The organism is Pantoea sp. SJZ147 (assembly GCF_007828605.1).
Lineage (GTDB): Bacteria > Pseudomonadota > Gammaproteobacteria > Enterobacterales > Enterobacteriaceae > Pantoea > Pantoea allii.
In genome coordinates this window covers 24,464-43,439 of record NZ_VIVB01000016.1, presented here as the reverse complement: position 1 = coordinate 43,439, position 18,976 = coordinate 24,464, and the positions used below count along the sequence as shown (strand labels likewise).

The window sequence follows — 18,976 nt, the reverse complement described above, 5'->3', positions numbered from 1 at the left end:
AAGACTACACTTTGTCGTTAACGAAGATGAAAAGGAGCGCGTCGCGAGTATGCCACAAATTAAGCAAGGATTTTCAATTAAAGTCCTGACGATCAATACCCACAAAGGTTTTGCCCCGTTTAACCGACGCTTCATCTTGCCTGAATTGCGCGACGCGGTACGTGCAACATCGGCAGATATCGTCTTGTTACAGGAGGTGATGGGAACACATGATATCCACCCACTGCAACATGAAAACTGGCCCAATACCTCACATTATGAGTTTCTGGCTGACACCATGTGGAACGATTTCGCCTATGGCCGCAACGCCGTTTATCCGGAAGGACACCACGGCAACGCCGTGCTGTCGCGCTTTCCCATTGCCGACTATGAGAACCGCGATGTCTCTGTTGCCGGGAGTGAAAACCGTGGCATGTTGCACTGCAAAATCGCGCTTCCCGAGCCTTACGGCACGCTGCACGTCATCTGTGTCCATCTCGGCCTGAAAGCGGCCCACCGTCGCGCCCAAATGGCGATGCTGAACGAGATGGTGAAGGCGCTGCCGCCCGATGCTCCGGTTGTGGTGGCCGGCGATTTCAACGACTGGCAAGGCCGGGCCAATAAAATATTGCAAAAAGGGGCGGGACTGAAAGAGGTGTTTAGCCTCAAAAATGGCCGACCGGCGCGCACCTTTCCGGCACGTTTCCCCCTTCTGCGACTGGATCGTATTTACGTCCGCAACGCCACGGTGAGTCATCCCTGGGCGTTGCCGCGTAAACCCTGGTCACACCTTTCCGATCACGCGCCGCTGGCGGTGGAGATCCATCTATGAATTTTGAATGGCAAGAAGGCAACAAACTGCGCTTGCTGGAAAATGGCGATACGTTTTTTCCTCGGGTGTTTGGCGCCATTCAGCGCGCCGAACGCAGCGTGCTGCTGGAAACCTTTATCCTGTTTGAAGATGATGTGGGCAATGCCTTGCACCGTGAACTGCTGGCGGCAGCAGAGCGCGGCGTAAAGGTTGAAATGATGGTGGATGGCTACGGGTCTTCCGAGTTGTCAGACGACTTTGTGAACAGCCTCACCCGGGCAGGCGTCCGCTTTATCTATTACGATCCGCGTCCGCTGGTGATGGGCATGCGCACCAATGTCTTCCGCCGCCTGCATCGAAAAACCGTGGTGGTTGATGGGGTTATCGCGTTTGTCGGTGGTATCAATTTCTCTGCCGAGCACAACACGGATTACGGTCCTGAAGCGAAACAAGACTACACCGTAGAAGTGAAAGGCCCGGTGGTGGCCGATATTACCCGCTACCTGCAAGAAGCGATTGGCAGTGAAGCCACCACGCGCCGCTGGTGGGGACAGCGCTCACATCGCCCGGCGAAAAATGCCCTGCCCGGTGACGCGCAGGTGCTGTTCGTTTATCGCGACAATAACGAGCACCGGGACGATATCGAACAGCACTACCTGGACATGCTGCGCAGCGCCAAACAGGATGTGATCATTGCTAATGCTTACTTTTTCCCCGGCTACCGGTTGCTACGGGAAATGCGCAATGCCGCGCAGCGCGGGGTTCGGGTCCGTTTAATTGTGCAGGGCGAACCGGATATGCCGATCGTTAAAGTGGGCGCAGAACTGCTCTATAACTATCTGGTGGATGCGGGCGTTGAAGTCTACGAATATTGCCGTCGGCCCCTGCACGGTAAAGTGGCCGTGAAAGATCAGCAGTGGGCGACAGTGGGTTCCAGTAACCTTGATCCCTTAAGTTTGTCGCTGAATCTTGAAGCCAACCTGATCATTCACGATCGCCACTTTAACGAGACATTACGCGACAATCTTGAGCATTTACTGGCAGAAGATTGTCAGCGTGTTCAGGAGGATAAACTGCCGCCGCGCACCTGGTGGCAACTGACCAAAAGCGTGGTCGTGTTCCACTTCCTGCGGCACTTCCCTGCTATCGCCGGATGGCTACCTGCACATACCCCTAAGCTGGCCCAGATCGATCCGCCTGTTCAGCCTGAAATGGAGACGCAAGACCGCGTCGAAACCAATAACGAAGGAGCGAAATCCTGATGGCAAATACGCATCCGCGCTGGAAGCTGGCGAAAAAGATTCTTACCGGCCTGTTCTTTGTTGCCGTCATTGTGCTGCTGGTCATCTATGCACGTAAGGTGAACTGGGGTGACGTTTATGACGTCATCGTTAACTATAACCGCTACGTGGTGCTGACCGCAGCCGCCCTGGTCATTGTCAGTTACCTTGTTTATGGCTGTTACGACCTGATTGGCCGGGCCTACTGCGGCCATAAACTGGCAAAGCGTCAGGTGATGCTGGTGTCGTTTATTTGCTATGCCTTTAACCTGACGCTCAGTACCTGGGTTGGCGGTGTGGCGATGCGTTACCGGCTCTATTCGCGCCTTGGCCTGGACAGCGGCACTATTACGCGCATTTTCTCACTCAGCATCGCCACCAACTGGCTGGGCTATATCCTGCTGGCGGGCGTGGTATTCAGCGCTGGCATGGTTTCCATTCCCAGCGGCTGGTTTATTGGCGAAACCACGTTGCGACTGATTGGGGTTGTCCTGCTGGTGCTGGTGGCGTTCTATCTCTGGTCCTGTGCCTTTTCTAAACGTCGCCGCTGGACGGTCAAAGGCCAGACGCTGCAACTGCCTTCATTGCGCATGGCGCTGTTTCAGTTTGCCGTTTCCTGTGCCAACTGGATGGTGATGGGCACCATTATCTGGCTGCTGCTGGGTCAGGATGTCGGCTATCCGATGGTGCTGGGCGTTCTGTTGATCAGCAGCATTGCGGGGGTGATTATTCATATTCCGGCGGGGATTGGCGTGCTTGAAGCGGTGTTTTTAGCGCTGTTGAGCGGCGAAGATCTCTCTCACGGTACGATTATTGCGGCCCTGCTTGCCTACCGGGTGCTCTATTTTATTTTGCCCCTGCTGCTGGCACTGGTGCTGTATCTGGGACTGGAGAGCCGCGCGAAACATATGCGCCATAAAAACGAGCAGAAACTGCAGAAGTCATAAGCGAGGAGCGGCTGCTCTGGCAAACCAGAGCAGCCTGTTTTATTAACGGCGGTTACCGAAAATACGCAGCAGCATCAGGAACAGGTTGATGAAATCAAGATAGAGCGTCAGCGCGCCCATGATCGAGTAGCGACGCAGGTTTTCCGTGTCGCGCGCGTCAATCTGCTCACCAATGTTTTTCAGTTTCTGCGTGTCATACGCCGTCAGACCCACAAACACCACCACACCGATGTAAGTAATCGCCCACATTAACGCCGGGCTTTTCAGCCAGAAGTTCACCAGTGATGCCAGCAGGATACCAATCAGCGCCATAAACAGCAGGCTGCCCAGGCGACTCAGATCGCGTTTCGTGGTGTAGCCGTAGAAACTCATGGCACCAAACATCCCCGCCGTCACAAAGAACGTACTGGCGATAGACGAATAGGTATACACCAGGAAGATACTGGCCATGGTTAACCCGGTCAGCGCCGAGTAGAGCATGAACAACCCGGTCGCCACGGCACCGCTCAGGCGATGCACCATGCCGGAGAGGAAGAACACCAGTGCCAGTTGCACAATGATCAAGCCGAAAAAGGTTATCCGGTTTGCAAAAACCAGCTCCATGACCGCTGGCGTGCGGGCGGCAAACCAGGAAACGAACGCGGTAAGTAATAATCCGCAGGTCATCCAGCCATAAACCTGTGCCATGTAAGCCTGCAACCCGCGAGATGCAGGCTGAACTATTGAATCATTCTGTGGATATCGGTCCATGATGCACCTCTTGTTAAACGAATGGGTTATTCCCCTGACAGGGGAGCCTGGTTAAGTGTGGCACAGCTCTGTTCAACTGCGCCACAACGCCGTGCTTATCGACGTGACATGCACTGCTGATACCGGCTGTCGACGCGCTGTGCGAACCACGCCGTAGTTAAATTGCGGGTGATTTTGGGACTTTCAAGCTTGATTCCCGGCAATATTTCACGCGGCAATCGCCGTCCGGCCATTTTATCCGCCAGCGCAAAGACCTGCTTCCACACGTCGCTGTCGCTGAATTCGGCCTTTTCGCCCAGCTCAAGATCGTCGCGGATTTCGCTGTTGCTCATATCGAGGCGCTTCGCCAGGGTACGCACCGCCAGTTCCGTCGATCCCGCGTTGTCGGAGCCATACTGAATCAGATCGCCATCCAGCGCCAGTTTCATGCCTGTGGCGCGGGACACCGCCGCCTGGAAAGCGGCATTGCGGCTGGCGAACCAGCCCGCATTATAGTCCGCGAAACGGTAAAGCGGCTTGCTGTAATCGGCGGGATAGCCCAGCAGGTGCATCGTGCCGAAGTAAACCCCGCCATGCCGGGTGAACACTTCACGTCGTATCGATCCCTCTACCGGCCACGGATAGCCTTTGGCATGTGCCTCAGCAAAGGCAATGCTGACCTGCATCGGCCCGCCGGTGTGCACAGGATTGAGGTTGCCAAACAGCGTTTGCCCCATGGGCACCATCTCAATAAAATCGTCGAAAATATCGCTCAGATCTTTTTCACTTTTCGCTTTATCCAGCCGCGCGGCATAGCTTTCGCCGTTGGTGGACTTAATTAACAGCGCGGTGCGCACTAAAAACGCCGGAACATGGACGTTAGCCGCCCGACGGTCAATCTCATCCCAGGCGATTTTTGACATCCCGGGTACATTCCCACTGGCATCAAAACCTGACTCCTGCCCCGCGACGGCAATAACCGCGCACAGGTTGCTGTCGCTGGCCTCAAGCCCCTGGGTACGGAACGAGGTATAGATATCATCAGCCCAGCCTGATTTGTTGCTGACGTTGGCAGGCAGCAGGCGCTGAATCTGTGCTTTCACATCCTCAGGCTGCGTTGCAGGCGCTTCCGGCGTTTTTTTACTGCTACAGCCCGCCAGGAGCAGTATGGCGAGCAGCGTCAGACGTTTTGGTAATGAAGTGAATGACATACCTGTCCTCTGAGGGGGAAAAAACCTAGCTTAACACTGCCCCGCTTCGCAGGGCAGGTTTGATTATCTGAACTAAGGTTATCTCTTTTAGCGAAATTAGCGAAAAAGGGATGCTTTATGTCAAAACTCTGGACAGTTACCCTACTCAGCCTGTTACTGGCCGGTTGCGGCGGTAACACAACACCCGCGCAGGTCCGTTCGCCTGGCGCCCCAACCTCTCCTGGCCTGAAAGCGCTGGACAGCGGTGCCGCCCTGCTGCAATCACGACCGCCGATTGACGCGATCAATGCCTATCTGGATGGTTTTCACTTCTATAACGGTGACAAAAACGGTCAGATGGAAGCGCATCACTATGTCACGGTCTTAAATGATGACATTATGCAGGCGGTGATTTATGACGGCAACACGCGCGATGCGCGCCTGATGGGCGTGGAATATATCATCAGCGAACGGCTGTACCGGACCTTGCCCAAGGAGGAAAAGAAGCTGTGGCACAGCCATCAGTACGAGGTGAAATCCGGTTCGCTGGTCGCACCCGGCCTGCCTGCCGCCGCGGAACATGCGCTGATGACGCGCATCGTCAACACCTACGGTAAAACGTGGCATACCTGGCACACCGACCGTGACAAACAGTTGCCGCTGGGGATTCCGGCGTTGATGATGGGCTTTACCGCCGATGGGCAAATGGACTCGCGCTTACTGGCCGATCGCGATCGCCGTTTTGCTCTCGACAGTCACAAAATTCGTGCTGAACGGGCCGACATTGACGCGCACCCGGTGATTCCCGGTGCCAACGCCTGGCAGGACGGTGACGTCATTCAGTTGCAACGTGGCAAGGGCGGAGGCGAACACGCACATGGCAAGACCCAGTTTGCCCCCGCAGAACAGCTTTCAACGCCTTAATCCCAGCGCTGAGCGGCCTCGCGGTCGCTGTTGCGCGCATCGACCCAGCGATCGCCCTGTCCGGTGGTTTCACGTTTCCAGAACGGTGCGCGGGTTTTCAGGTAATCCATAATGAACTCCGCGGCGGCAAATGCACTGCCGCGGTGTGCACCGGTGACGCCGACAAACACAATTTCATCGCCGGGGAAGAGTTCACCGATGCGGTGAATCACTGAAACGCGCTGCAGCGGCCAGCGCTGGCGTGCCTCATCGACGATTTGCTTGAGTGCCTTTTCCGTCATGCCGGGATAATGTTCCAGCGTCAGGGCGGCGACATCATCACCCAAATTATGGTTGCGCACTTTGCCGGTAAAGGTCACCACGGCACCATCTTCTTTACATGCCGCCAGCCACTGGTACTCCTGGGCCATATCAAAAGCAGCCGGGCCCACCCGAATTTGCGTTTCCATTTATCCTCCGGTGACCGGTGGGAAAAAGGCCACCTCATCCCCGTCCTGCAAGGGATGACTCATCGCGGTCAGCGTCTGGTTAACGGCGGCGAGTAAACGTTCACTGTCGAGCGCCAGCGCCCAGCGATCGCCCTTCTGCGCCAGTGCCGCGCGCAGCGCCGCCACGTTGGGGTACTCCGCAGCCAGGGTGAGCGAATCGGTTCCCACCAGTTCCCGCACCTGGGCAAAAAACAGCACCTTAATCATGGGCAACCGCCTGAAAATCGCCGCTTTTGCCGCCGCTTTTATGCAGCAAACGCAGTTGATCGATCACGATGTCTTTTTGTACGGCTTTGCACATGTCATAGATTGTCAGTGCCGCTACGGAAGCCGCAGTCAGGGCTTCCATTTCCACGCCGGTTTTCCCGCTGAGCCGACACAGGGACGTAATGCGCACCCGGTTCGATTCCGGTTCCGCCACCAGTGCGATTTCCACTTTGCTCAGCATCAGCGGATGGCAAAGCGGGATCAGCTCCCAGGTGCGTTTTGCTGCCTGAATGCCCGCGATGCGCGCCGTCGCGAACACATCCCCTTTGTGGTGACTGCCCTCGATGATCATCTGTAACGTTTCTGGCTTCATCAGCACCAGCACTTCAGCCTGGGCTTCGCGTACGGTGTCATTTTTAGCGGAAACATCCACCATATGGGCTTCACCGGCGGCGTTAATGTGTGTGAGTTGTGACATGCTTAACGTTTCTTTAAATGGGTGACAAAGTTGCAGGGACGCGTACGGGCATCCAGTTGATCGGCGATGATGCGCTCCCAGGCGCTGGTGCAGGCCGACGTCGAGCCGGGAACGGCAAAAATCAACGTCTGGTTTGCCAGGCCGGCGACCGCACGGGACTGTAAGGTCGATCCGCCAATCTCTTCATAGGAAATCATGCGAAACAGCTCGCCAAAGCCTTCGATTTCCCGATCGAACAGGGGAAGCAGCGCGTCGGGTGTGCTGTTTTTCAGGTTAAAACCGGTTCCGCCGTTAACGATCACCACCTGCACGTCTTCACTGGCGATCCAGCGTGACACAATGGCCCGGATACGGTAGAGATTGTCTGGGACGATGGCGTGGTCGATAACGCTGTGTCCGGCTTCGATCGCGGCTTCACGCAGATAATCACCGGATGTATCGTTGCCGGCATCGCGGCTGTCTGAAACCGTTAACGTAGCAAGCTGTAACGGTTGAAACGCGCTGGCTGGTTTACCCATATTTGCTCCTGCAATTAACCGCCAATATAAGAAAGATTCTGTGTAATACCGGTATTCCCCTGTAACAGGAAATGCGTCTGTTTCTTCTGTCCCAGACTGCTGGCAATACGCGCCTGCAGTTCCTGCTGCTGATCGTCTGACGCGAGCAGATCCCGTAACGGAATCCCGCCGTCACCAAACAGGCAGAGGTGCAGATTGCCCTGCGCGGAAACCCGCAGGCGGTTACAGCTGGCGCAAAAATCTTTGGAATACGGCATGATCAGCCCGATTTCACCCACGTAATCGGGGTGATAAAACACCTGGGCCGGGCCATCGCTGCGACCGCTGATGCGGCGCTGCCAGCCCTGCGCGATCAGCTTATCGCGGATCACCTCGCCGGACACATGCTGCTCGCGAAACAGCGCACCGCCGTCACCGGTTTCCATCAGCTCAATAAAACGCAGCTGAATGGGACGGGTACGAATCCAGTCAAGAAAGGTCGTCAGATTATGGCTGTTCACATCGCGCATCAGTACGCTATTGACTTTGACCTGGCTGAACCCGGCCTCAAACGCCGCGTCAATGCCCGCCATGACCTGATGGAATTTATCCTGGCCGGTAATGGCGTGAAACTGGCGTGCGTCAAGGCTGTCTACGCTGACGTTAAGGGCGGTAAGTCCGGCATCGCGCCATTGCTTAACGTCACGCGCCAGCCGGTAACCGTTGGTGGTGACGGCGATATGACGAATCGCCGCGTTTTCCCTGACCGCCGCAATGATGTCGGTAAAGTCGCGGCGCAGGGAAGGTTCGCCACCGGTCAGGCGCACTTTTTCTGTGCCCGCCGCCGCAAAGGCGCGGGTGACCCGACGAATTTCATCCAGCGAGAGAAAGCTTTTATTGCGGATACCGTTTGGCTGGTAGCCATCCGGCAGGCAATAGGTACAACGGAAGTTGCAGACATCCGTGACCGACAGGCGCAAATAGTAAAATTTGCGCGAAAATGCATCAGTAAATTGTGACACCAGAACACCTTTCCAATTCGGGAGATGCAGTCATTTCTTCCTGCACCCTGGCAGCGCGAAGGCTACGGCCTGAATCCCCTATCCGCAGACGTAGGCATTCAGGCTTGAGTGTACGTTAACCGGCTGGTCAACGCGGTCTACAGATGGTAGCGCGATTAGTGATTATGCGCCATCCACGGCTTTTACTCTCTGTGCTCCAGTAACGTTAACTTTCACCGTATTTCGCCCACAGGATAAGTTAACATGGCCGGTAAGCATTGACGTAAATCACCCTCGTCTGCATCAATAGTGCGCATAAGCGCCGCAGACGCGAAAAAGGAGAAGTATGAATCGAACACTGGCGGACCTTGATCGCGTGGTGGCCTTAGGGGGCGGACACGGATTAGGACGCGTGATGTCTGCCCTGTCTCCCCTGGGTTCACGCCTGACAGGCATTGTCACCACCACCGATAACGGCGGCTCCACAGGCCGCATTCGTCGCGCCGAAGGCGGTATTGCCTGGGGCGACTTGCGTAACTGTATTAACCAGTTGATTACCGAGCCGAGCGTGGCATCCGCCATGTTCGAATACCGCTTTACCGGCAACGGTGAACTGGCCGGACACAACCTGGGCAACCTGATACTCAAAGCGCTTGATCACCTTAGCGTACGCCCGCTGGAAGTGGTCAACATCATCCGGAACCTGCTAAAGGTCGACGCCTTTTTAATTCCTATGTCTGAACAGCCGGTTGATTTAGTGGCAACCGATGTCGAGGGCAATGCCGTTTACGGTGAAACCGCCATCGACGAGATGAAACTTCCGCCTCAGGAACTGATGCTGCACCCTGCCGTACAACCCACCCGGGAAGCGCTCGACGCTGTTGCAGAGGCCGATCTGATCCTGATTGGGCCTGGCAGTTTTTACACCAGCCTGATGCCCATTCTGCTCATGAAAGAGATGGCCCAGGCGTTACGGCGCACTCCCGCCAATATGGTGTTTATCGGCAATCTGGGCCGGGAGTTGAGTCCTGCGGCGGCCACACTTACCGTGGCCGATAAACTGGCGATGATGGAACACTACATTGGCAAGCGGGTGATTGACGCCATCGTGGTTGGCCCGTCCACAGATGTCAGCCGGGTGGAAAACCGCCTGATTATTCGTGAACCGCTGGAGGCGGCCGATATCAAGTATCGTCACGACCGCCAGCTGCTCCGCGCCGCGCTGGAACACGCTATTCAGGGGTTTAACTGAATTACGACACCGCAATAAATAACGTGCGCAATTCTTGCAGTTGATCGCGCAGGCCAGCCGCCTGTTCGAACTCCAGGTTTTGCGCATGTTGCTGCATCTGCCCTTCCAGCTCGTGAATCTTTTTCTGCAATGCCTGCGGCGATAACGCCAGGTAATCGGCGTTGCTTTCGGCCGCACCGCGTTTGCTGGGTTTGGCTTTGCCGCGGGTTTTCACCACGTTATTGCCCAGTTCCAGGATATCGGTGATTTTCTTATTCAGGCCCTGCGGCACAATGCCGTTTTCTTCATTGTGGCGCTGCTGCTTTTCACGGCGGCGATCGGTTTCTTCAATCGCTCTCGCCATTGAAGGCGTGATTTTATCGCCGTAGAGAATCGCTTTACCGTTGATATTACGCGCCGCACGACCAATGGTCTGAATCAGCGAGCGTTCCGAACGCAGGAAGCCCTCTTTGTCCGCATCCAGAATCGCCACCAGCGACACTTCGGGCATATCCAGCCCTTCTCGCAACAGGTTAATCCCCACCAATACGTCAAATTTGCCCAGACGCAGGTCACGGATGATTTCCATCCGCTCCACGGTATCAATATCCGAGTGCAGATAGCGCACTTTTTCGCCGTGCTCTTCCAGGTACTCGGTCAGGTCTTCCGCCATGCGTTTGGTCAGGACGGTAACCAGTACACGTTCATTGACGGTGACGCGTTTGCGGATCTCTGACAGCAGATCGTCAACCTGGGTCGCGACGGGCCGCACTTCGAGGATCGGGTCCAGCAGGCCGGTCGGTCGCACCACCTGGTCAATCACCTCATCGCCGGATTTTTCCAGCTCGTATTTGCCCGGCGTCGCCGACACATAAATCGTTTGCGGTGCCAGTGCCTCGAACTCTTCAAACTTCATTGGACGGTTATCCAGCGCCGAGGGCAGACGGAAACCGTATTCCACCAATGTCTCTTTACGCGCCCGGTCGCCACGGTACATGCCGCCAATTTGCGGAATCGTTACGTGGGACTCATCCACCACCAGCAGGCCATCTGCCGGGAGATAGTCAAACAGGGTCGGCGGCGCTTCTCCAGGCCCACGGCCCGAAAGGTAACGCGAGTAGTTTTCTATGCCGGAGCAATAGCCCAGCTCCCCCATCATCTCCAGATCAAACTGGGTACGCTGGGTGATACGCTGCTCTTCCAGCAGTTTGTTATTTTCCAGCAGGTTTTTACGCCGGTCGGCCAGCTCGACTTTGATGTCTTCCATGGCCTGTAAAATGCGCTCACGCGGTGTGACATAGTGCGTCTTGGGATAGATCGTAAAGCGCGGCACCACTGACTCAACCTGGCCAGTGAGCGGGTCAAACAGTGACAGGCGCTCCACCTCTTCATCAAATAATTCGATCCGTAGCGCAATGTCGTCGGATTCCGCAGGGAACACATCGATAACCTCGCCGCGCACCCGGAAGGTTCCGCGCTGGAACGCCTGATCGTTGCGGGTGTACTGCAGCTCAGACAGGCGGCGCAGGATGCTGCGTTGATCGATGATCATGCCGCGCGTTAAGTGCAGCATCATTTTCAAATAAAGATCGGGATCGCCCAGGCCATAAATCGCCGACACCGATGCGACGACGATAACATCGCGCCGCTCCAGCAAGGCTTTTGTGGCGGAAAGACGCATTTGCTCAATGTGTTCGTTAACCGAGGCATCCTTTTCGATAAAGGTGTCGGAACTCGGCACATAGGCTTCAGGCTGGTAGTAATCGTAGTAGGAGACAAAAAACTCCACGGCGTTGTCCGGGAAGAACTCTTTCATCTCACCATACAGCTGCGCCGCCAGGGTTTTGTTGGGCGCCAATACCATGGTGGGCCGATTGAGATCGGCGATCACGTTAGCGACGGTAAAGGTTTTACCCGATCCGGTGACGCCTAATAACGTCTGGTGCGCCAGTCCATCTTCCAGTCCGGCTTCCAGACGACGAATCGCTTCCGGCTGATCGCCAGAAGGCTTGAAAGCGGAGTTCAGTTTAAAATCTTTACTCATGAATACGGTTCCTGCAGAAGAAAGACGGCGGGCAGCCCATTATTTTACTCTGCTATGCCGATTTTGCCAGAAAAAAATACTGGATATAATAACAGTAATGATGCACAGTAACGGACATCACTTTCCGCTTGACTCTTTAGCTTTATCCCTTGCTGTCGGCTGTTTTTGTTGCGCAGGGTTATCCCCAAGCCAGGCCCTGATTTAACATTTGTCAAGCATGTGTCATAAAATTGCAGTTTGATGAATCGGCACCAATCCGGCAGGCTTGTTTTTTGATAACCCATTGATTTATAGCCGCTACTTTAAAAAGCCCAGATTCTCATCATCCAGTTACCAGGCCCCGTATTTCCTCGCTTCTAACCTGTTTTCATTATCTAATGCACAAGGTTATCCACAGGAATAGTGGATAACTGATGACAGCCCTTTGCACATCAGCTGTGTATAATTTTTTTCGTCGTCATGGCGGCCCTAAAAAAAATTTTTTTTTCGCTTAATTTCTGACACTAACTGGCAGGATTGAGCTACCGCAGCGGCGCTCGCCTTGATCTGCGACAACCCCTTTTCTTTTTTTTATTTTTTGTGGCCTGGCACCTGCCCCATTAGCGAGCAGACGCACTTCATCACGCCTTTCGCCTGCACCGCCGTTGCACCGCGCCTTAAGCTAAGGCTGGCATTGTTCATTTTTCTTTATCTTTAAATGATGGTATTTCCGCAGGTTAAGCCAGCCACAGGGGGCAATAATGACTCTGGCCTGGGAATTGCATAACGTTTTACCAGCGTAGTACAGGCAATAGCGGTGTTGAAGATCCCGCTATCTCATTAGAGCGATTTACCAGAGATGAACGGCGAAAGCATTCAGGTTAATTATCTGGAAGGAGCGCGTCAGATGTTAAGTTTACGGTCGGTGAATCAGTTTTACGGTAAAAATCATATTCTCTGGAATGTGGATCTGGACCTGCCTCCCGGCACCTGCACCGGCATACTGGGACGGCCAGGCATGGGGAAAACCACCCTGGTCAACTGCATTATGGGGAAGCTGCCTATAAACAGCGGGACCATTAGCTGGCAGCAGGATGGTTCGCCGCCTGAAGACCTGTTGTCGCAGCCTGCAGAGCTGCGCGCCCGTCAGGGCATTGGCTATGTTCCGCAGGGGCGACATATTTTTACTCAGATGAGCGTCGAGGATAATTTACTCATTGCTTTACTGGCAGGCGCACAACCGCGTGACGGCTATCGGGCTATCCCGGAAATGATATTCGACCTGCTGCCGGCACTTTATTCGTTGCGTCAACAGCGTAGCGGCGATTTGCCCGTCTATCAGCAGCAGCAACTGGCGCTGGCCCGTGCGCTGGTCTTACAGCCGCGCCTGCTGATTCTGGATGAGCCTGCCGACGGTATGGCACCCTGGCTGGAAGAAGAGATGGGGAATCTGATTCGTCGCCTGAACCGCGACTATGGCCTGACGATTTTGCTGCTTGAACAGCGGGTTTCATTGATTCGCCGCGTGGCTGACAACTTTTTACTGCTGCATCGCGGCCGCAATGTGGCTCAGGGCAACGTCACCCAGTTGGATGACGGTACCCTGGATAAATGGTTAACCGTGGCCTGATTCGCCAGGCAGCGTCAGGTACTGACCACAGTCAGCCTGCTGGTCCTCATCCGTTAACCAGGGAATCACACCCAGACAAGGTGCCGGAAGGCGCTGTGTTAAGGCCGTGAGGTATTCCTGATAGCGCCGACCGGGCGGCTGTACCGTATTGGCGATCCAGCCCGCCAGTCGCAGACCGCGTGCGCGGATAGCATCGGCCGTCAGCATGGCATGATTAATACATCCCAGCTTAACGCCCACCACCAAAATCACCGGCAGTTGCTCCGCCTCTACCCAGTCTGCATAGGTTTGCGTCGCAGAAAGCGGCGTGTACCAGCCGCCTGCTCCCTCGACCAGAATCCACTCGGCCAGCGGCTCAAGTTCACGCAGCCCCGCCGACAGGGTGGCAAACTCAATCGGTCTGCCCTCATCCGCGCTGACGATATGCGGCGAGGTTGGCTCCATAAACGCCAGAGGATTCACCTGCTCGTAGCGCAGCGCGACGTTGCTGTAACGCTGTAACGCCAGCGCATCGCTGTTACGCACGCCTGACGCAGTTAACTCACAGCCCGAGGCAACAGGTTTATAGCCTGCACAACGATAACCTGCAGCCGTGGCAGCCTGCAGCAGCGCCGCACTGGCCACCGTTTTACCGACTTCGGTGTCGGTGCCGGTCACAAACCAGCGTTTCATGATTTCGTCACTCCAAACATCACATGGTAACTGAGGCGAAAACCCTGCTCATCCCGGGGCCAGTGGGCTTCGAGTTGAGCAAGACGTTGACGCGTCAACAAACAGGCGGATCGCCCGCTATGCAAATGGGTTGCCCCGATGCCTTTCAGAGAGCGCATCGCGCTGAGGGCATCGGGGAAATGCAAGATAAAGGTTTGTGCATGGCAGTGCAGATGCTGAGCTTCACAGGCGGCGGCAATCTCCTGCGCGGGCAGGAAGCGATTAGCGTGCAGGCTGCCATCCAGGTGCGACCAGGCCTGATGAACTTCGTGCAGAGAGCCCGCGCTCAGGGTGGAAAACAGCAAACAGCCGCCGGGCTTTAGTACCCGGTTAAACTGCGTTAGCGCCCCCTGCAAATCTTCGCTCCATTGCACCACCAGGTTGCTCCATACCAGGTCAACGCACTGGTTTGCCAACGGCAGCGCATCGATATCCCCTGCCAGATAGTGATGCGCGACGCCATTTTGCCGGGCCTGGTGCAACATCTGCGCCGACAGGTCCAACGCAGTGACCTGTTTGCCCCGCTCGTGCCATATCCGGCTGTACCAGCCGGTCCCACAACCGGCATCCAGCACCTGCAGGCCAGTGCGCGCGGGTGCCCACGCCAGCAGTGCATCACCGCTCAACCGTTGGAGCTCGGCATGGTGATCATACTGGGAGGCCGCGCGACCAAAGGCTCTGGCAACGGCGCGTTTATCAACCTGCAGCGTCATGCAGCGCCTCCAGTAAGACGTCAATATCGTCTGGCTGATGGGCGGCCGTCAGCGTAATACGTAAACGCGCTGTACCCGGTGGCACCGTTGGTGGCCGGATCGCACTGACCCAGCAGCCCGCACGGGCTAAGCGCGCAGACAACGCCAGCGCCTGCCCGTTATCGCCGACGATCAATGGCTGAATCGCGCTGGACGAATCCATGAGCGCCCAGGGCAATGAGGCTGCCCCGCGACGAAAATGGGCGATATTGTGAGCAAGGCGTTGGCGATGTTCATCGCCCGTCTGCACCTGTTTAAGCGCGGCTAACAGCGCGCTGGCCTGGGCCGGCGGCATCGCGGTGGAGTAAATCAGATGGCGGGAAAATTGCAGAAAATAATCGGCGGTAGCCTCATCACATAACAACGCGGCGCCACTGACGCCGAAGGCTTTGCCAAAGGTCACCACCAGCAGGTCAGGTTTAATGCCCTGCGCCCAGCAACTGCCCCGACCCTGTTCGCCGGTGACACCAATACCGTGCGCATCATCGACCAGCAACCCCGCGCGGGCCTGTTTCGCCTGAGCAGCAATCGCCTGTAAGGGCGCGCTATCGCCATCCATACTGAAAATGCCTTCGGTGACCACCAGCGTTTGCCCCTCGCAGGGCGCATCCAGCCGGGCAGCCAGGCTATGTGGATCGTTATGTGCAAAACGGCGCAACTGCGCCGGGCTGTGGCTGGCGGCCTCCAGCAGCGAAGCATGAGTGAGTTTATCGGCCAGGATGCGGTCATTTTTCTCGGCTAACAGGTGGATGATCGCCTGGTTGGCCGCAAAGCCCGAAATAAACAGCAGTGCGCGCGGATAGCCCAGCCAGTCCGCCAGTTGGGCTTCCAGCTCAGCATGGAGGCGATGATAGCCGGTGACATGGCTTGATGCGCCCGCGCCAGCTCCCGCCTGCGCCACGCCCTGTTGCCAGCCCGCGATCACGGCAGGATGCTGGCTCAGTCCAAGATAGTCGTTACTGGAAAAGTGGCGATACATCTGACCGGCATGGCGGATCAGGCGCGTTTGGTTCTCCTCAATCACCCGCCGTTCACGCCAGCCATCTTCAGCCCGGCGCTGCGTCAGCGCCTGCTGCATGCGTTGCTGCCAGCTCATTACAGCGCCGCGTTATAGAATTTTTCTGTGTCGGCGTGAAGCAGTTGCTCCGTTAACTGCTGCTGTTGTGCATTGTCGCCGTTGTCAGTCTGGGTATGTTCAGGATTCAGCCCCAGCTTGCGGAACAACAGCATATCTTTATCTTCTTCCGGGTTCGGCGTGGTCAGCAGTTTGCATCCGTAGAAAATGGAGTTCGCACCTGCCATAAAGCACATCGCCTGGGTCTGCTCGCTCATCTGCTCACGGCCCGCCGACAGGCGAACATGCGAGGTCGGCATCATGATACGGGCGACGGCGATGGTGCGGATAAAGTCGAACGGCTCAACATCATCATTCTCTGCCAGCGGAGTGCCTTTGACCTTCACCAGCATGTTGATCGGCACGCTTTCCGGCGGCGTAGGCAGGTTCGCCAGTTGCACCAGCAGGCCCGCGCGGTCGTTCACCGTTTCACCCAGGCCCACAATCCCGCCAGAACAGACTTTAATGCCCGCCTGGCGCACTTTACCCAGCGTATCCAGGCGTTCCTGATAGCTACGTGTGGTAATGATATTGCCGTAAAACTCCGGCGAGGTATCCAGGTTGTGGTTGTAGAAATCAAGTCCGGCACTGCCTAAACGCTGGGCCTGGCTGTCGCTCAGCGTGCCAAGCGTCATACAGGTTTCCATGCCCATCGCTTTAACGCCTTCCACCATTTTTTCCAGGTAAGGCATATCGCGGTCGCTGGGGTTTTTCCACGCGGCACCCATGCAGAAGCGGCTCGAACCGGCAGCTTTGGCCTTTTGCGCGGAACGCAGTACCTCATCCACTTCCATCAGGCGCTCCGATTCCAGACCGGTCTTGTAACGGGCGCTTTGCGGGCAATATTTGCAGTCTTCAGGGCAGGCCCCGGTTTTGATCGACAGCAGCGTGCTGACCTGAACCTGACGGGGATCGAAGTGCTGGCGATGCACCTGCTGTGCCTCAAACATCAGTTCAAGAAAAGGCCGATCGAACAGCGCCTGCGCCTGGGCTATAGTCCAACGTTGTGACATTACATACTCCAAAAAAGGTGTCATCCCGACAGTTAACGTGGTTATACTTGTAAACTAAATCTTTTTATTTTGGTTTACAACTCCAATGTTTACTCCACAGGACGCTGAATTTGATCGCCAGCATATCTGGCATCCCTATACCTCAATGGCGCAGCCACTGCCCTGCTATCCGGTTGTTGCGGCTCGGGATTACCATCTGCAACTGGCAGATGGTCGCGAGCTGGTGGACGGGATGTCGTCGTGGTGGGCGGCGATACATGGCTATAACCATCCGCGCCTGAATCGGGCGCTGCAACAGCAGATGGCGCAGATGTCCCATGTGATGTTCGGCGGCATTACCCATCCTGCCGCCGTAGCCCTTTGCCGTCAGTTAGTCACCATGACGCCAGACGCGCTGGAGTGCGTGTTTCTGGCGGATTCCGGCTCCGTTGCCGTCGAAGTGGCGATGAAGATGGCGCTGCAATACTGGCTGGGGCGAGGAGAAACGCGTCAGCAGTTTCTGACGCTCAAACGGGGTTATCACGGCGATACTTTTGCCGCAATGTCGGTATGCGATCCGGATAATTCCATGCACAGCCTGTGGCGCGGCTACCTGCCCGAGCACCATTTCGCTGAAGCACCGCAGTGCGGGTTTGATGATGAGTGGGAGGCGCGCGATGCTGAGGATTTTGTCCGGCTGATCCAGCAACATCAGAGCCAGTTGGCGGCGGTGATTCTGGAACCCGTGGTTCAGGGCGCAGGCGGGATGCGGTTTTATCATCCGCGCTATTTGCAGGTCGTGCGCGAATGCTGTGACCGCTATGGCATCCTGCTGATCGCCGATGAAATCGCCACCGGCTTCGGCCGCACCGGTAAGCTGTTTGCCTGCGAACATGCGGCGATTACGCCGGATATGATGTGTGTCGGAAAAGCCCTGACCGGCGGCACCATAAGCCTGGCCGCCACCCTGACGACGCGCGAGGTGGCCGATACCATCAGCCACAGTCCGGCGGGCTGTTTTATGCACGGCCCCACCTTTATGGCGAACCCGCTGGCCTGTGCCGTCGCAACAGAAAGCCTGGCGATGGTGCAGGAAGGCGACTGGCGTCATCAGGTTGCCGCAATAGAACGTCAGCTACGTGACACGCTGCTGCCCCTGCGCCATGCCCCCGAAGTTGCGGATGTTCGCGTGCTGGGAGCCATTGGCGTTGTAGAAACCCATCGCCCGGTCAACATGGCAGCCTTACAGCAATTCTTTGTCAGCCAGGGCGTCTGGATTCGGCCGTTTGGTCGCCTGATTTATCTGATGCCACCTTATATCATCACGCCTGAGGCGCTGAATACGCTGGTCAATGCGATAGGTGCGGCGCTTGAGAAGCCGGCACACTTTCTTTCTTAATGTTTCAACGGCTGGACGTAAACCGGCTTTTGGTTAAGATGAAAAGGCAGTGACCATTAACGCAAGGAGATGTGATGCGAGTTTACAGCCAGGATTTACATGACGGCGACAAAATGCCGGAAAAACACGTTTTTAACGGAATGGGTTATCAGGGCGATAATCTTTCACCCCACCTGGCCTGGGAAGACGCGCCAGAGGGCACCAAAAGTTTTGTGATCACCTGCTTCGATCCGGATGCGCCTACAGGCTCAGGCTGGTGGCACTGGGTGGTGGCGAATATTCCGGCCGACACGACATCGCTGCCGCAGGGAGCGGGTTCCGGTAAAGCCGCGCTGCCAGCCGGCGCGCTGCAGACACGCACCGATTTTGGCCAGGCCGGCTACGGCGGCGCGGCACCACCCGCCGGTGAAACCCATCGTTATATCTTCAGCGTTCATGCGCTGGATGTGGATAAAATCGAGGTTGATGAGGGTGCCAGCGGCGCGATGGTTGGGTTTAACGTGCACTTTCACGTGTTAGCCAGCGCAGCGTTAACTGTTCATTACGTCTGATCGTCGCCTGACAATGCCGCTTCCGGCTAAACATCTTACCGG

The 18,976-nt window shown here is 56.2% G+C and carries 20 protein-coding genes and 1 riboswitch; of the genes, 8 read left to right on the top strand and 12 right to left on the bottom strand.

Features of this window, described 5'->3' with window-relative positions:
- Nucleotides 1-49: 49 nt before the first annotated feature.
- The 3 genes from FBY13_RS20675 to FBY13_RS20665 are packed head-to-tail and all read left to right on the top strand — an operon-like array spanning nt 50 to nt 3,017.
- On the top strand, nt 50-811 hold the full coding sequence (locus FBY13_RS20675) for an endonuclease/exonuclease/phosphatase family protein (protein ID WP_063878842.1): 762 nt from the start codon (nt 50-52) through the stop codon (nt 809-811).
- Entirely contained in the window at nt 808-2,052 is a 1,245-nt protein-coding gene (clsB, locus tag FBY13_RS20670) for a cardiolipin synthase ClsB (RefSeq protein WP_063878841.1), read from the top strand. The genes FBY13_RS20675 and clsB overlap by 4 nt, the downstream gene beginning before the upstream one ends.
- The gene (locus FBY13_RS20665) at nt 2,052-3,017 is read left to right on the top strand and encodes a lysylphosphatidylglycerol synthase domain-containing protein (RefSeq protein WP_063878840.1); all 966 of its coding nucleotides are present in this window, start codon (nt 2,052-2,054) and stop codon (nt 3,015-3,017) included. Before clsB ends, FBY13_RS20665 begins: the two co-directional genes overlap by 1 nt.
- Before the next feature lie 42 nt (nt 3,018-3,059).
- On the opposite strand, the gene FBY13_RS20660 is transcribed toward FBY13_RS20665, so the two are convergent.
- Entirely contained in the window at nt 3,060-3,767 is a 708-nt protein-coding gene (locus FBY13_RS20660; protein WP_014593230.1) for a Bax inhibitor-1/YccA family protein, read from the bottom strand.
- A gap of 95 nt (nt 3,768-3,862) precedes the next feature.
- Nucleotides 3,863-4,957 carry a DUF1615 domain-containing protein gene (locus tag FBY13_RS20655; protein ID WP_145395037.1) on the bottom strand — a complete coding sequence of 365 codons (1,095 nt, stop codon included), beginning with the start codon at nt 4,955-4,957 and terminating at the stop codon, nt 3,863-3,865.
- 117 nt (nt 4,958-5,074) lie between these two features.
- Here FBY13_RS20655 and FBY13_RS20650 point away from each other — a divergent pair, with 117 nt between their 5' ends.
- Nucleotides 5,075-5,860, top strand: a complete 786-nt coding sequence (locus tag FBY13_RS20650) for an OBAP family protein (protein ID WP_145395036.1) — start codon at nt 5,075-5,077, stop codon at nt 5,858-5,860.
- On the opposite strand, the gene moaE is transcribed toward FBY13_RS20650, so the two are convergent.
- The 5 genes from moaE to moaA all read right to left on the bottom strand — a co-directional run bounded on the left by moaE (nt 5,857) and on the right by moaA (nt 8,555).
- Nucleotides 5,857-6,309, bottom strand: a complete 453-nt coding sequence (gene moaE / locus FBY13_RS20645) for a molybdopterin synthase catalytic subunit MoaE (RefSeq protein WP_145395035.1) — start codon at nt 6,307-6,309, stop codon at nt 5,857-5,859. The genes FBY13_RS20650 and moaE overlap by 4 nt on opposite strands.
- Entirely contained in the window at nt 6,310-6,555 is a 246-nt protein-coding gene (gene moaD / locus FBY13_RS20640) for a molybdopterin synthase sulfur carrier subunit (RefSeq protein WP_063878836.1), read from the bottom strand.
- Nucleotides 6,548-7,033 (bottom strand): cyclic pyranopterin monophosphate synthase MoaC, encoded by a 486-nt coding sequence (gene moaC, locus FBY13_RS20635; RefSeq protein ID WP_063878835.1) that lies wholly within the window; start codon nt 7,031-7,033, stop codon nt 6,548-6,550. Before moaC ends, moaD begins: the two co-directional genes overlap by 8 nt.
- A 2-nt stretch (nt 7,034-7,035) precedes the next feature.
- Nucleotides 7,036-7,551 carry a molybdenum cofactor biosynthesis protein B gene (gene moaB, locus FBY13_RS20630; RefSeq protein ID WP_063878834.1) on the bottom strand — a complete coding sequence of 172 codons (516 nt, stop codon included), beginning with the start codon at nt 7,549-7,551 and terminating at the stop codon, nt 7,036-7,038.
- Between the two features lie 14 nt (nt 7,552-7,565).
- The gene (gene moaA / locus FBY13_RS20625; RefSeq protein WP_164484295.1) at nt 7,566-8,555 is read right to left on the bottom strand and encodes a GTP 3',8-cyclase MoaA; all 990 of its coding nucleotides are present in this window, start codon (nt 8,553-8,555) and stop codon (nt 7,566-7,568) included.
- Nucleotides 8,542-8,675, bottom strand: a riboswitch (molybdenum cofactor riboswitch). It overlaps the preceding gene by 14 nt.
- Before the next feature lie 202 nt (nt 8,676-8,877).
- On the opposite strand from moaA, the gene yvcK reads away from it, so the two are divergent.
- Nucleotides 8,878-9,783 (top strand): uridine diphosphate-N-acetylglucosamine-binding protein YvcK, encoded by a 906-nt coding sequence (gene yvcK / locus FBY13_RS20620; RefSeq protein ID WP_063878832.1) that lies wholly within the window; start codon nt 8,878-8,880, stop codon nt 9,781-9,783.
- 1 nt (nt 9,784) lies between these two features.
- Here the strand turns inward: yvcK and uvrB are convergent, their stop codons facing one another.
- Nucleotides 9,785-11,806 (bottom strand): excinuclease ABC subunit UvrB, encoded by a 2,022-nt coding sequence (gene uvrB / locus FBY13_RS20615; protein ID WP_096012154.1) that lies wholly within the window; start codon nt 11,804-11,806, stop codon nt 9,785-9,787.
- 886 nt (nt 11,807-12,692) lie between these two features.
- On the opposite strand from uvrB, the gene FBY13_RS20605 reads away from it, so the two are divergent.
- On the top strand, nt 12,693-13,415 hold the full coding sequence (locus FBY13_RS20605; RefSeq protein WP_096012522.1) for an ABC transporter ATP-binding protein: 723 nt from the start codon (nt 12,693-12,695) through the stop codon (nt 13,413-13,415).
- Here the strand turns inward: FBY13_RS20605 and bioD are convergent.
- From bioD to bioB, 4 genes are read right to left on the bottom strand one after another with little or no spacing between them, the layout of a single operon-like run.
- Nucleotides 13,401-14,087, bottom strand: coding sequence for a dethiobiotin synthase (gene bioD, locus FBY13_RS20600; RefSeq protein WP_145395033.1), 687 nt, complete (start codon nt 14,085-14,087; stop codon nt 13,401-13,403). The two genes, FBY13_RS20605 and bioD, sit on opposite strands and share 15 nt — an antisense overlap.
- Nucleotides 14,084-14,839: a malonyl-ACP O-methyltransferase BioC gene (gene bioC, locus FBY13_RS20595; RefSeq protein WP_109717188.1), complete on the bottom strand. Its 756-nt coding sequence runs from the start codon at nt 14,837-14,839 to the stop codon at nt 14,084-14,086. The genes bioD and bioC overlap by 4 nt, the downstream gene beginning before the upstream one ends.
- A complete protein-coding gene (bioF, locus tag FBY13_RS20590; RefSeq protein ID WP_145395032.1) occupies nt 14,823-15,974 on the bottom strand; it encodes an 8-amino-7-oxononanoate synthase in 1,152 nt (383 codons plus the stop codon). Before bioF ends, bioC begins: the two co-directional genes overlap by 17 nt.
- Complete coding sequence (gene bioB / locus FBY13_RS20585; RefSeq protein WP_063878826.1) at nt 15,974-17,005, bottom strand: biotin synthase BioB; 1,032 nt, start codon at nt 17,003-17,005, stop codon at nt 15,974-15,976. Before bioB ends, bioF begins: the two co-directional genes overlap by 1 nt.
- Nucleotides 17,006-17,090: 85 nt before the next feature.
- Here bioB and bioA point away from each other — a divergent pair, with 85 nt between their 5' ends.
- Together bioA and FBY13_RS20575 are read left to right on the top strand one after the other, a co-directional pair.
- On the top strand, nt 17,091-18,383 hold the full coding sequence (gene bioA / locus FBY13_RS20580) for an adenosylmethionine--8-amino-7-oxononanoate transaminase (RefSeq protein WP_145395031.1): 1,293 nt from the start codon (nt 17,091-17,093) through the stop codon (nt 18,381-18,383).
- Between the two features lie 74 nt (nt 18,384-18,457).
- Nucleotides 18,458-18,934 (top strand): kinase inhibitor, encoded by a 477-nt coding sequence (locus FBY13_RS20575; RefSeq protein WP_145395030.1) that lies wholly within the window; start codon nt 18,458-18,460, stop codon nt 18,932-18,934.
- Nucleotides 18,935-18,976 lie beyond the last annotated feature (42 nt).

Bases quoted from the DNA above. Each gene is read 5' to 3' on its own strand.
- yvcK (WP_063878832.1), top strand. From the start codon at position 8,878: ATGAATCGAACACTGGCGGACCTTGATCGCGTGGTGGCCTTAGGGGGC.
- bioC (WP_109717188.1), bottom strand. From the start codon at position 14,839: ATGACGCTGCAGGTTGATAAACGCGCCGTTGCCAGAGCCTTTGGTCGC.
- uvrB (WP_096012154.1), bottom strand. From the start codon at position 11,806: ATGAGTAAAGATTTTAAACTGAACTCCGCTTTCAAGCCTTCTGGCGAT.
- FBY13_RS20575 (WP_145395030.1), top strand. From the start codon at position 18,458: ATGCGAGTTTACAGCCAGGATTTACATGACGGCGACAAAATGCCGGAA.
- bioA (WP_145395031.1), top strand. From the start codon at position 17,091: ATGTTTACTCCACAGGACGCTGAATTTGATCGCCAGCATATCTGGCAT.
- clsB (WP_063878841.1), top strand. From the start codon at position 808: ATGAATTTTGAATGGCAAGAAGGCAACAAACTGCGCTTGCTGGAAAAT.
- bioD (WP_145395033.1), bottom strand. From the start codon at position 14,087: ATGAAACGCTGGTTTGTGACCGGCACCGACACCGAAGTCGGTAAAACG.
- moaE (WP_145395035.1), bottom strand. From the start codon at position 6,309: ATGGAAACGCAAATTCGGGTGGGCCCGGCTGCTTTTGATATGGCCCAG.
- FBY13_RS20605 (WP_096012522.1), top strand. From the start codon at position 12,693: ATGTTAAGTTTACGGTCGGTGAATCAGTTTTACGGTAAAAATCATATT.
- FBY13_RS20655 (WP_145395037.1), bottom strand. From the start codon at position 4,957: ATGTCATTCACTTCATTACCAAAACGTCTGACGCTGCTCGCCATACTG.
- moaD (WP_063878836.1), bottom strand. From the start codon at position 6,555: ATGATTAAGGTGCTGTTTTTTGCCCAGGTGCGGGAACTGGTGGGAACC.
- bioF (WP_145395032.1), bottom strand. From the start codon at position 15,974: ATGAGCTGGCAGCAACGCATGCAGCAGGCGCTGACGCAGCGCCGGGCT.
- moaB (WP_063878834.1), bottom strand. From the start codon at position 7,551: ATGGGTAAACCAGCCAGCGCGTTTCAACCGTTACAGCTTGCTACGTTA.
- moaC (WP_063878835.1), bottom strand. From the start codon at position 7,033: ATGTCACAACTCACACACATTAACGCCGCCGGTGAAGCCCATATGGTG.
- FBY13_RS20665 (WP_063878840.1), top strand. From the start codon at position 2,052: ATGGCAAATACGCATCCGCGCTGGAAGCTGGCGAAAAAGATTCTTACC.
- FBY13_RS20660 (WP_014593230.1), bottom strand. From the start codon at position 3,767: ATGGACCGATATCCACAGAATGATTCAATAGTTCAGCCTGCATCTCGC.
- FBY13_RS20650 (WP_145395036.1), top strand. From the start codon at position 5,075: ATGTCAAAACTCTGGACAGTTACCCTACTCAGCCTGTTACTGGCCGGT.
- FBY13_RS20675 (WP_063878842.1), top strand. From the start codon at position 50: ATGCCACAAATTAAGCAAGGATTTTCAATTAAAGTCCTGACGATCAAT.
- bioB (WP_063878826.1), bottom strand. From the start codon at position 17,005: ATGTCACAACGTTGGACTATAGCCCAGGCGCAGGCGCTGTTCGATCGG.